Raw genomic sequence first — 11,758 nt, 5'->3', positions numbered from 1 at the left:
TGTTCCAACTGCGGACACCGACAAAAAATGCCCCTGGACAAAAGGCAGTATGACTGTCCGAACTGTCACATCTCAATAGATCGTGACTTAAATGCCTCAATTATTTTGGAAAACGCGGATAGTTCAGCCGTGTAAGCCTAGTGATGGAAAGGTCTTATGAAGATCCAAGCTAGGAACTAAACATCATACAATTAAGTTTGAGTAAGTTTTAGAGAGCGGCTTTGAGTTAAGCTATCAAGAGGAGGGGACAGCGGCGATCGCCTCGGATGACTGAGCCGATAGCAGCACTCCCGCTTCTGATGTTTTTTGCACAGACTTAGGGCTATTCTGATGCTAGATAACCGCGATTATACACTGATTATTGACAAAAGTGGCAGTATGTCCACCCCAGACCAACGGGGGGGACGAACCCGATGGCAAGAAGCACAAGAGTCTACCCTGGCATTAGCCCGAAAATGCGAAGAGTTAGACCCCGACGGCATTACAGTTTACGTTTTTTCAGGCCGGTTTAAGCGCTACGACAATGTAACAGCAGCTAAAGTCGAGCAGATTTTCCAGGAAAATGAGCCTGCGGGTCGAACCGACTTAGCGGGGGTTTTACAAGATGCGCTGAATAATTACTTTAAACGAAAATCTGCGGGTCAAACCCAACTGAATGGGGAAACGATTTTAGCCATCACCGATGGGGAACCGGACGATCGCAAAGCGGTGATGAAAGTAATCATTGAAGCGTCTCGCCAAATTGATAAAGATGAAGAATTGGGGATTTCTTTCATTCAAATTGGTAACGATCGCACGGCCACTCAATTTCTCAAAGCACTGGATGATGATTTAATTAATGCCGGGGCTAAGTTTGATATCGTGGATACTTTAACGATTGATGACATGGAAGAAATGACTTTGACCGAAGTTTTGATGAATGCCATCATTGATTAATTGATGAGCAGCTTATCATCAAAGAAGGCTGGGCTGCGATCGCCCGACTTAGAAAATTTAATGGACTCAGGGAAGAGTCCGTTGATAATGGGCCTGATTTTTGAAGAGTTGAGGCCATATTATCTAAAGTGAGATACATTTGTTAACTCGCTTTCATCCGATGCAGTTTAATTTATTCAGAGCAAAAAATCATGGTAGACAATCGCGATTATACTCTAATCATCGATAAAAGTGGCAGTATGTCCATCCCGGATCAACCGGGGGGTAAAACCCGATGGCAAGTGGCTCAAGAATCTACCATAGCTTTAGCCCGAAAATGTGAAGAATTTGACCCCGATGGGATTACCATTTATTTGTTTTCTGGACGATTTCAACGGTACGATAATGTAACCGCAGCCAAAGTCGAGCAGATTTATCAGGAAAATGAGCCGATGGGACGGACCAACTTAGCAGCAGTCCTCCAAGATGCTGTGAATCAGTATTTTCAGCGCAAATCTTCCGGTCAAACTAAACCCAATGGAGAAACCATTCTCGTGGTGACTGATGGGGAACCAGACGATCGCAAAGCAGTGATGGAAGTGATTATTAAAGCCACCCGCCAGATGGATCGGGATGAAGAATTAGCCATGTCTTTTATTCAAGTGGGTAATGATGCCCAAGCGATGCGCTTTTTAAAGGCTTTGGATGATGATTTACAAGGCGTTGGAGCCAAATTTGACATCGTAGATACCATTACGATGGATGATATGGAAGAAACGCCTTTGAAAGAGGTTCTGTTACGGGCGATCGTTGATTAATTTACGGTCATTTCATTCTCTTCCCGCTTCGGCGGAAATTTTACCTTTTTTGATCTGAAAACAACGAGACAATTATGTTAGACAATCGAGATTACACGTTGATTGTGGATAAAAGCGGCAGTATGATGACCACCGATGGCAGTGGGAACAAAACGCGCTGGTCCTCGGCAGAAGAGTCTACCTTTGCTTTGGCGGCGAAATGCGAACAGTTAGATCCCGATGGAATTACCGTCTATCTGTTTTCCGGGCGCTTTCAACGCTATGACAATGTAACTTCGGCGAAAGTCGCGCAAGTTTTCCAAGAAAACGAACCTTCGGGAAGAACGGATTTAGCATCGGTTTTAAAAGATGCGGTGAATCATTATTTTAAAAATAAAGCGTCCGGTGAGGCGAAATCCGGTGAAACGATTCTGGTGATTACCGATGGAGAACCAGACGATCGCAAGGCGGTGATGAAAGTGATTATAGAGGCAACTCGTCAGATGGATCGGGATGAAGAGTTAGCTATTTCTATGATTCAAGTGGGAAATGATGCCCAAGCTACTCGGTTTTTAAAAGCCTTGGATGATGAGTTGGAAGGCGTAGGGGCGAAGTTTGATATCGTCGATACGATTACGATGGATGAAATGGAGGATTACACATTGTCGGAGGTGTTACTGAAGGCGATCGGGGATTAGATTTAAACACTCAACCTCGTTCCCAGGCTCTGCCTGGGAATGCTCTAATGGAGGCTCTGCCTCCTGTTTGCAAAAGGTACATTCTTAAATCTGCAACCCCTTCTACCTCCTCTAGTTCGGGGGTACAGTAAAGGGTAGAAACCGGGTTTTTTACACAATCTCTGCTATTTAGCATAATCCTCGCTAAAAACCCTGTTTCTTGTCCCTTGAGTCTAATTCTGTTTCTTGTCCCTTAAAGGTTAGAAACCGGGTTTTTTACACAATCTCTGCTATTTAGCATAATCCTCGCCAAAAACCCGGTTTCTTGTCCTTCGGGCCTCATCCTGTCAGAAAAATGAGAGGATTGGATAGCAAGGGGTCGGGTGAAAGATTGAATATTGTCTTTAAAATAAAATAAACGGGAATCGTCTTAAATTGTTCGATTAGGAGAGTAGAAGAGGAATTAAGGATATGGATTCAATTGAAAAATTATTAGAGCAAATCAAGGCTGAAAATGAAAATCCGGGGCCGAAGTCGCCGGATCAAGTGCAGGCAAAACCAACCCCAAAACCTGGCAAGTTGCCATCGGCCAATCCGCCCAAGGTGATGTATAATTTAGACAGTTTGTTAGAGAAAGTTCAGTCGGAAGCGAAGGAACCCAAAGTGCAGCCTTCCTTGAATGTTAATCCGATCGCGTTGGAGTCAACGTCTGAGGGACTGGGTGGACATTTAGATCAGTTATTCGGGGATGTCAAGCAGGAGGTTGAGGCGCGAGAACAGGCGGAACAACTCCAACGCGAACAAGAACGCCAGGAAGAAGCGAAAAAGCTGGAACGTCTCAAGCAGAAACAGCGGTTCGGGTTAGCCAAACGAGCACAGGAGTGGTTGAAAAAACTAGATCCTTATTCCGATGAAGGGTTTTGGTTCGGACAATTTGCGGAACATTATTCGTCGAAGTTGGAGGCCGCGATCGCCTATTTAGAGGCAAACCCATCGGAGAAAAGGGGAGAGGGATAGCGGCATTTTTCCGGCTGATGGAGGGAATTCCAACCCTAGATATAGAGTCAGAAGAGTGGGATTTCCCTAAATCTGGAAAGGAAACCTGATCGCCCTCAACCTTGATCTGCAACCGGAACCGGGTTAACCCATTCCTTCCAACTGTTCCCCTAGAAATAAATTGTGGTCAGCACTCCCAATCTGTAACCGCTCGCATTAGCATAGAGGTGTGAGCAACTTGAACGACCCGTTAACATCCTTATCTGAAGGCCATTGGTTTAAGCTCATCTGCGGTGCCAGTTTTCAGCATTTGCAGTTTGTGCGAAATATTACCTTGGCCTATTGCCTAGCTGGTGCGGACTGTATTGATGTTGCCGCAGATCCAGCGGTGATTGCTGCTGCCGTGGAAGCGATAGAAAAGGGTGTCACCCTCGCGCAAGCGGCTCAAAAACGAGGCGATCGCCATCATTTCGCGAAGAGGGAAGTATCTCGGCCATTACTCATGGTCAGCTTAAATGATGGGGAAGATCCACATTTTAGAAAAGCAGAATTTAATCCAGAAAACTGTCCCCCAGATTGTCCTCGACCTTGCGAAAGTATTTGTCCAGCGCAGGCGATCGCCTTTCCCCCGTCAGCTTTAACCATTCAACCCAAACCCGGTGATTCATCCTTTAAGACCACTCAAAATTCACCGGAGTTTCAGTCTGCCGGGGTCATAGAAGACCGCTGTTATGGATGCGGACGATGCCTACCCGTTTGTCCCATTGGACAAATTGTCACCCGTTCGTATGTCTCGACACCGACAGCGATCGCCCCATCGGTGTTATCTAAAGGCGTCAACGCTGTAGAAATTCATACGCAAGTGGGTCGAATCGAGGATTTTAAACGCCTGTGGAGTGCGATCGCCCCTGAAGTAAACCAGCTTAAGGTCGTTGCCATTAGCTGTCCCGATGGGGAAAACCTGATTGATTACCTCTGGGCCATTTATCACGCCATCTCTCCCCTCCCCTGTGCGCTGATCTGGCAAACGGACGGACGTCCGATGAGTGGAGATATTGGCATCGGGACCACTCGCGCCGCCATCAAATTAGGCCAAAAAGTTTTAGCGGCGGGGTTACCGGGATTTGTCCAACTTGCCGGTGGCACCAATCAGCATACGGTTTCCAAACTCAAATCAATGGGATTATTGCGCCAGAGTCAAGTCAACCCCGGAGATAATCATACCAACTCCTTTCTATCTGGAGTCGCCTATGGCAGCTATGCTCGCGTGCTCTTATCCCCCATTTTAGAACGGGTTGAACAACAGCAGGGAGAGACTTTCTCAGGGAGTTACGCCCTGGAAGACTGCCCAGATTTACTGTGGGAAGCAGTAAGTTTAGCTAATTCCCTTGTTTCTGAAATCAAATTTGGCTTACAATTACAGAATAATACAAATAATACATTGCCATGATAGACCACGCTTAATTGATCTCCAACGTTTGACTCCTCCATTTTCTGTTTTTACCTTTTTGTCCTGCTCAGTTATCGACGCCAGAATTTATGGTTAATTCTCAGGGAAATCAACCGATTGACAACCCGATCCAATCCCAAGCGCAGAGTGGAGTGGAAAACGTCGATCTCGGAAGAACGCAGATTACCGACGATCTCAGCCAATTGCTGCAAATTTTGCCCGAAACCATTCGCGAACACTTAACAACGCACTCATCCCTGAGTAACTTAATTGAGGTGGTGATGGATTTGGGACGGCTTCCGGAAGCGCGTTTTCCCAATACAGCCGAATATATCAGCGATATCCCCGTTTCTCGTTCTGACCTCAAATATGCGATCGAACGAGTCGGTCACTTTAGCGGAGATAATCGCGCCGGTATTGAACAAACCCTGCACCGCATCAGCGCGATTCGCAATCGGACGGGGGAAATTATCGGCTTAACTTGCCGGGTGGGGCGGTCTGTATTCGGCACGATTCACATGATCCGCGATTTAGTCGAAAGCGGACAATCCATTTTAATGTTAGGCCGTCCGGGGGTGGGGAAAACTACGGCATTGCGTGAAATTGCGCGAGTCTTGGCAGATGAACTCCACAAACGGGTGGTGATTATCGATACCTCTAACGAAATTGCTGGGGATGGGGATATTCCTCATCCGGCGATCGGGCGGGCGCGACGGATGCAAGTGGCGGCACCGGAGTTTCAACATAAGGTGATGATTGAGGCGGTGGAAAACCATATGCCGGAAGTGATTGTCATTGATGAAATCGGCACCGAACTGGAAGCATTAGCGGCCCGAACCATTGCGGAACGCGGGGTGCAGTTGGTGGGAACTGCCCACGGTAACCAGATTGAAAACTTGATTAAAAACCCTACCCTTTGCGATTTGGTGGGGGGAATTCAGTCTGTGACTCTTGGCGATGAAGAGGCGCGGCGTCGGGGGTCTCAGAAAACGGTCTTGGAACGCAAAGCACCCCCGACTTTTGAAATTGCGGTGGAAATGAGCGAACGCAAGCGCTGGGTGGTTCATGAACGGGTGTCGGAAACGGTAGATAGTTTGCTGCGGGGACGCCAGCCGAATCTCCAAGTGCGGACGGTGAGCGAAAGCGGGAAGGTGACGACTACTAATGAGTTACATCCCCAAAATCCGACGACGACGACAGGGACGGTAAGTCCGTTTGGGAGTGCGGGGTTGCGTGCGAGTGGGAAGATGCAGCCGTTACCGGCGCAAACTTTGCCGGAGTTGGGGCGTAGATCTCAGGCGGTGCCGGAGGAAAAGTCCTTTGAGCAAATGCTGAATGAGTCGTTGTATCCTGGCGATCGCTTTTCGTCGGCGGCGGATTATGGGTTTGAGGAAATATCACCGTTGGCAGGTCCGAATGGGGAAGATTTGCCGTTACACGTCTATCCTTATGGGGTCAGTCGTCATCAGTTGGATCAGGTGATTCGCACTCTGGCCCTGCCGGTGGTGGTGACGAAGGATATTGATAGTGCGGATGTGGTGTTGGCGGTGCGATCGCACGTTAAAAACCATTCTAAGTTACGGCAAATGTCTAAAAACCGCCAGGTGCCAATCTTCACGATTAATTCCAGCAGTGTTCCCAAGATTGCTCATTCCTTACGCCGGATGCTGCATTTGGAGGAAGGGAGTACGTCGGAACTGTCCGATGTGTCTCTGTTTGCCCACAGTGGTAGCGATGATGAAATCGAGGCCCTGGAAGAGGCCCGTCTGGCGGTGGAACAGATTGTGATTCCCAAGGGACAGCCGGTGGAATTGTTACCGCGTGGGGGTCAAGTCCGTAAGATGCAACATGAGTTGGTGGAACATTATCGGTTAAAGTCTTGCAGTTTTGGAGATGAACCGAATCGCCGTCTCCGGATTTATCCGGCTTAAACGGTCGTTGATGCTGCCTCTGAATTCCGGTTGTCAGGACTAATCATCAAAAATGCCTCCTTTAGAACATGGGGAGGCATTTTTGATGGTCTTGTTCAATTGGAATCCAACAAAAAGCCCAGTACCTTCCACGGTACTGGGCTTTGGCGTTTCATTTAGCCGATCTTGTTAAAGACTAAGGCCCAGACCACTCCACTGACTGCGATCGCCATGAGGAGGTTGGTGAAAAATCTACCCGCTTCTGTATTGAATCCCAAGGCTTTGTCTTCTTGTCCTGCGGTGAAAAACAAGGACCAGGCTTGATTGGCGTTAATTTCTTCGGATTGCTCGTTAAAGCTGGGGCGGAAGACGACGGGACCCATGAGGTACTTGCCGGGGAAGTTAAAGTCGGTTTTCATGAATTTTCTCCAGTTGTTTTGTTCCTTATGTAAATTAATGTAACAAACTGTAAAGAAATGTTGCAAGGGCGGTTGACAACGAATCCGGTGGTAATAACCGAACATCCCCAGGGGTACTCTCTGGAAATCTGAGGGATGGGAGGGCGATCGCGCGCGGAGGTACTGTTACGGACTGGGCTCTGGGACCCCCAAAAAGGATCCTTGTGTTACAGTTCGCAACAATTCATGACTCTTCCCGGTGAAATCGCTTTAATAGAGACAGAACCTAAAGCCAGTTGTACCCCCAGGTAAATCATGACGACTTGCTCAATTAATTTGCAACGGTGTGAAGAAAATTTACTGAATTGGAAATCTGCGGTGAATCATACGGCGATCGTGATTGAAACCGACGATCGCGGACGAATTACCGAGGTGAACGATAAATTTATAGAAATCTCCGGATATAGTCGAGAGGAAAGTGTCGATCGCACCCCGGCACTTGTTGATTCGGCCTTTCATCCGCCGGAATTTTTTACCGAACTGTGGCAGGCGATATCCCAAGGTCAAGTGTGGCGCGGTGAAATTAAAAACAAACGCAAAGATGGATCGGTTTATTGGGTCAATACAACCATTACTCCCATTCTGAATGCCGAGGGAATTCCCTACAAATATATTGCCATTCAATTTGACATCACCTCCCAGAAGCAAACTGAGGAAAAACTAACCGTTTCCCAACGAAGGTTCCAGCAGTTGGCAGCTAATTTACCCGGAGTGATTTATCAATTTCTGATGCGTCCGGATGGATATGTATTTTTGCCTTATATCAGTCCGGGATGTCGGGATTTTTTTGAAATTGAGGCGGAGTCAATTGAAAATAATGCCCAGGTCTTAATTAATCTAATTCACCCAGATGATCTGCCCAATTTTTCCCGTTCGGTCGCCCTTTCTGCTGACACCTTAGAACCCTGGCACTGGGAGGGACGATTTATCACTCCCTCGGGTAAAGTGGTCTGGATTGAGGGTCATTCTCGACCGGAAAAGCAAGAGAATGGGGATATTTTATGGGATGGATTGCTGATTGAAATTACTGAGGGTAAAATGGCCCAAGAAGCGCTCAGAAAGTCGGAACAAAGACTCGGATTACATTTCCAACAAACGCCTCTAGCGGTGATTGAATGGGATTGGAATTTTGAGGTAATGGACTGGAATCCAGCGGCGGAAAAAATGTTTGGGTATTCCAAAGGTGAAGCCCTGAACCATCATGCAGTGGACCTGATTGTTCCCAAGAGTGCCTGGGAGCAAGTGGACCAAGTGTTTCAGGCGTTATTACAACAAACTGGGGGGACGCGCAGCACGAATGATAATTTTACTAAATCGGGTGAAATTATTGTTTGTGAATGGTATAATACCCCGCTAATTGACCCGAATGGGACGGCAATTGGGGTGGCTTCTTTGGTTCAGGATATTACGGAGCGTCAGCAATATCAAGATGCATTAAAAGCGGCGAATGAAGTGTTAGAACAGCGGGTGGAGGAGCGCACGGAACAGTTACAGGAGGCGATCGCCCAGTTGCAAGGGGAAATGGCGTCGCGGGAATTGGTGGAGGAGAAATATCGCAGCATTTTTGAAAATGCGATTATGGGGATTTTTCAGACGACTCAGGAGGGGGAATATATTAGTGCCAATCCGGCTTTAGCGCGGATTTATGGGTATGAGTCAGCCCAGGAACTGATGCAGGAACTGCGGAATGTAAATTATCAACTCTATGTGGATAAAAATCGCAGGAATGAGTTTATTGAGGCGATCGCCCAACATGGAAAAATTTCTGATTTTGAGTCTCAGGTTTACTGCAAAAATGGCCGAATTATTTGGATTGCTGAAAATGCCAGGGCGGTCCGGGACGAGACGGGAATGTTACTTTATTATGAGGGAACGGTAGAAGAGATTACGAAGCGCAAACAGACTGAGGCAGCATTGCGGCGATCGGAGGAACGGTTACAGGAAAAAGCGTTGCGGGAAGCGTTGCTGAATCAACTCACGGAACAGATTCGGCAATCTCTGGATTTAGAGACAATTTTAGCAACAACGGTGGAAGAAATTCGCGAGTTGTTGCAAATTGAACTCTGTTATTTTAGCTGGTATCGACCGAATGGAATGCCTCCAGAAGGACTGCGATCGCCAATGCAACAGCATGATTGTCCGGTCCTGGATTGGGAAACGGTTAAAGAAGCGCGATCGCCCGGGGTGGTGAGTCCCCTGGGTTTCTATTCTGTGAGTGAATCTTGGTCCCATCAGTGTTTGCAACTGCAACCGATTCGCATTGATGCGGTGGAATCCTATCCCGATGGGACGGTGGTAGAGATTTTTCGCACCTGGGTGTTTAAATCCTTGCTCTGCCTGCCGTTACAGACGCATTCGGGTCAAATGGGGGTTTTAAGTTGTGTTCATTGTAGTGGGGAACGGGCTTGGAATGAGAGCGAAGTTGTGTTAATGCACTCAATTAGCGATCGCCTGACGATTGCGATCGACCAAGCGGAACTCTACGCTCAATCTCGCGCTACAGCACAGCAAGCGCGGGACCAAGCACAACATCTCGAACAAGCCTTATATCAACTCCAAGAAACCCAAACTAAACTGATTCAAACCGAAAAAATGTCCAGTTTAGGCCAAATGGTGGCCGGAATTGCCCATGAAATTAATAACCCGGTGACGTTCATTCATGGGAACGCCATTCACGCCACTGACTATTTTAAAGAACTTCTCCCCCTGATAGAACTCTATCAACACTACTATCCAGAACCAGTTCCTGAAATCCGCGATTTGCTGGAAGGACTGGATTTAGCCTTTATCTTAGATGATTTGCCTAAAGCCCTGCATTCGATGAAGTTGGGAACCGAACGAATTCGCCAAATTGTTTTATCTCTGCGAAATTTTTCCCGGTTAGATGAATCCCAGAAAAAGCCGGTAGACATTCATGAAGGCATTGACAACACCTTACTCATATTGCAACATCGCCTGTCTCAGATTCAGGTAGTCAAAGAATACGGTAAATTACCCTTAATTGAGTGTTATCCAGGGCAATTGAACCAAGTTTTTATGAACATTCTTGCCAATGCGATCGATGCAGTGGAGGAACGAAAAGGGTTACCTGGAGAACCGGGAAATGGGAAATTCCCCACTCCCAACTCAGCTTCGCGAAATCCTTCCTCCACCATTAATATTCACACGGAACTCACCGAGGATGATTTTGTGGTGATTCGGATTAAAGACAATGGTCCGGGACTGACGGAAACGGTAAAAAATCACTTATTTGACCCGTTTTTTACCACAAAGCCAGTGGGTAAAGGCACCGGATTAGGATTGTCGATTAGCTATCAAATTATTGTGGAAAAACATCGGGGAATTTTAGACTGTCAGTCTCAACCGGGATTGGGTACAGAGTTTATGATTAAGATTCCCACAAAAACCGGGACTAAATAAGTTGAAACTAACGGCTGCACTCTCGTTGAGTCACCTCATGGCGATAGCGAAACATATCCCGCAGACGTGCATCTACAAACCACCCCAACATCAAATCCGGAACCCATCCCCCGGGTATGGCATAATCGATCGCATCAATTAACCGAGTTTTACCATTTTCCTCGATAAATTCATGGCGATGAATCCACTGGTCCATCGGTCCTTCCACTTGTTCATCAATAAACAATTGATACGGTTCACAGTCCGTATGCCGCGCCAACCAACGGACCGGAATCGGTCCTAAAAAAATTTTAAATTCTGAAATGGCACCTACTTCTAAACACCCTTCTCGACGGACAATTTCTACCGGCTGCCACGGGGGAGTTAACTGTTGTAAAATATCCGGTCTTTCGTGAAAGTTCCATACGACTTCTACCGGAGCATTTATCAGACTAGAATACTTAAAATGTAGCATAAATTATGTCTTATTTTGATTTAACTTTCAGGTTCGCTGCTGATTTCTACATCCAGGGAGTCTTCATCTAGCTGCAAGTATAAAATATTCGGTTGGCAGCAAATTTGACAATCTTCGACATAAGACTGATAACTTCCTGCACTCAAATCGACAAAAATGACATTATCTTCGCCACAATAAGCACAATAATATTCGGCTGTGGTCTGCATAAATTGTGATGGAAATAAAAATTATGAATCATTTCATGTTAACATGAATTTCCGAAGTGGGAAAATAACTCGTTGCCTCAGCGAGATGTTTCTGCAAGGTGGTGACAGGTAAGGGTCCTAAAATATGATTCCAGGGTAAAATTTGGGTTGATTCCCAATTCTGATGAACGTAAAAGTCTAAGTCGGGTAATGTTCCGCGCAGTTCTTTAAAGGCGCGACGGTAGCTGCCAAGGGTTTCGCCATAATGGCGGACTAATTCAAGAAGGGAAGATAAGCGGCGATCGCCTCGGGAAATTAAAGCTTGAATCACGGACCAATTATAACTCTCTGGCCGAAACTCTATACCCGATTTCCCCAACTCTTTCTGTAGCTTTTTCAACCGTTTTTCTGCTTGAGGATTCACCCCAAACCACTGAAACGGGGTATGCGCTTTCGGGACAAAGGTGCTACAGCCAAAAGTTAAGCGTAAACC

General features: G+C 46.7%; 11 protein-coding genes and 1 pseudogene. 8 read left to right on the top strand and 4 right to left on the bottom strand.

Annotated elements, in window-relative coordinates; all coding sequences use genetic code 11:
• From J0895_RS21260 to J0895_RS21230, 7 genes are all read left to right on the top strand, one after another.
• Positions 1–135, top strand: a 135-nt coding sequence (locus J0895_RS21260) for a zinc ribbon domain-containing protein (RefSeq protein ID WP_207089997.1), incomplete at its 5' end; no start/stop codon positions are given.
• A 195-nt stretch (positions 136–330) separates the two neighbouring features.
• Positions 331–936 carry a vWA domain-containing protein gene (locus J0895_RS21255; RefSeq protein ID WP_207089995.1) on the top strand — a complete coding sequence of 202 codons (606 nt, stop codon included), beginning with the start codon at positions 331–333 and terminating at the stop codon, positions 934–936.
• A gap of 191 nt (positions 937–1,127) precedes the next feature.
• Positions 1,128–1,733, top strand: a complete 606-nt coding sequence (locus tag J0895_RS21250; RefSeq protein WP_207089994.1) for a vWA domain-containing protein — start codon at positions 1,128–1,130, stop codon at positions 1,731–1,733.
• 74 nt (positions 1,734–1,807) lie between these two features.
• A complete protein-coding gene (locus J0895_RS21245; protein ID WP_207089993.1) occupies positions 1,808–2,410 on the top strand; it encodes a vWA domain-containing protein in 603 nt (200 codons plus the stop codon).
• A gap of 450 nt (positions 2,411–2,860) precedes the next feature.
• On the top strand, positions 2,861–3,406 hold the full coding sequence (locus J0895_RS21240) for a salt stress protein, Slr1339 family (protein WP_207089992.1): 546 nt from the start codon (positions 2,861–2,863) through the stop codon (positions 3,404–3,406).
• A 208-nt stretch (positions 3,407–3,614) separates the two neighbouring features.
• Positions 3,615–4,835 (top strand): circadian clock protein LdpA, encoded by a 1,221-nt coding sequence (gene ldpA / locus J0895_RS21235; protein ID WP_207089991.1) that lies wholly within the window; start codon positions 3,615–3,617, stop codon positions 4,833–4,835.
• 89 nt (positions 4,836–4,924) lie between these two features.
• The gene (locus J0895_RS21230) at positions 4,925–6,766 is read left to right on the top strand and encodes a R3H domain-containing nucleic acid-binding protein (protein ID WP_242541484.1); all 1,842 of its coding nucleotides are present in this window, start codon (positions 4,925–4,927) and stop codon (positions 6,764–6,766) included.
• A 155-nt stretch (positions 6,767–6,921) separates the two neighbouring features.
• Here the strand turns inward: J0895_RS21230 and J0895_RS21225 are convergent, their stop codons facing one another.
• Positions 6,922–7,164, bottom strand: a complete 243-nt coding sequence (locus J0895_RS21225) for a hypothetical protein (RefSeq protein ID WP_207089990.1) — start codon at positions 7,162–7,164, stop codon at positions 6,922–6,924.
• Positions 7,165–7,458: 294 nt separating this feature from the next.
• Between J0895_RS21225 and J0895_RS21220 the strand changes: the two genes are divergently transcribed.
• Positions 7,459–10,623: a PAS domain S-box protein gene (locus J0895_RS21220; RefSeq protein WP_207089989.1), complete on the top strand. Its 3,165-nt coding sequence runs from the start codon at positions 7,459–7,461 to the stop codon at positions 10,621–10,623.
• A gap of 7 nt (positions 10,624–10,630) precedes the next feature.
• Here J0895_RS21220 and J0895_RS21215 read toward each other — a convergent pair whose 3' ends face one another.
• The 3 genes and pseudogenes from J0895_RS21215 to J0895_RS21205 all read right to left on the bottom strand — a co-directional run.
• Positions 10,631–11,077: an SRPBCC family protein gene (locus J0895_RS21215; protein ID WP_207089988.1), complete on the bottom strand. Its 447-nt coding sequence runs from the start codon at positions 11,075–11,077 to the stop codon at positions 10,631–10,633.
• Positions 11,078–11,097: 20 nt separating this feature from the next.
• Positions 11,098–11,286 carry a CPXCG motif-containing cysteine-rich protein gene (locus J0895_RS21210; RefSeq protein ID WP_207089987.1) on the bottom strand — a complete coding sequence of 63 codons (189 nt, stop codon included), beginning with the start codon at positions 11,284–11,286 and terminating at the stop codon, positions 11,098–11,100.
• A 28-nt stretch (positions 11,287–11,314) separates the two neighbouring features.
• Positions 11,315–11,758: pseudogene (locus J0895_RS21205) on the bottom strand (radical SAM protein); the annotation flags it as partial.

Source organism: Phormidium pseudopriestleyi FRX01 (assembly GCF_017313335.1).
Lineage (GTDB): Bacteria > Cyanobacteriota > Cyanobacteriia > Cyanobacteriales > Laspinemataceae > Laspinema > Laspinema pseudopriestleyi.
The sequence above is the reverse complement of the archived record's forward strand: the minus strand, read 5'-3'. Positions and strand labels throughout refer to the sequence as shown.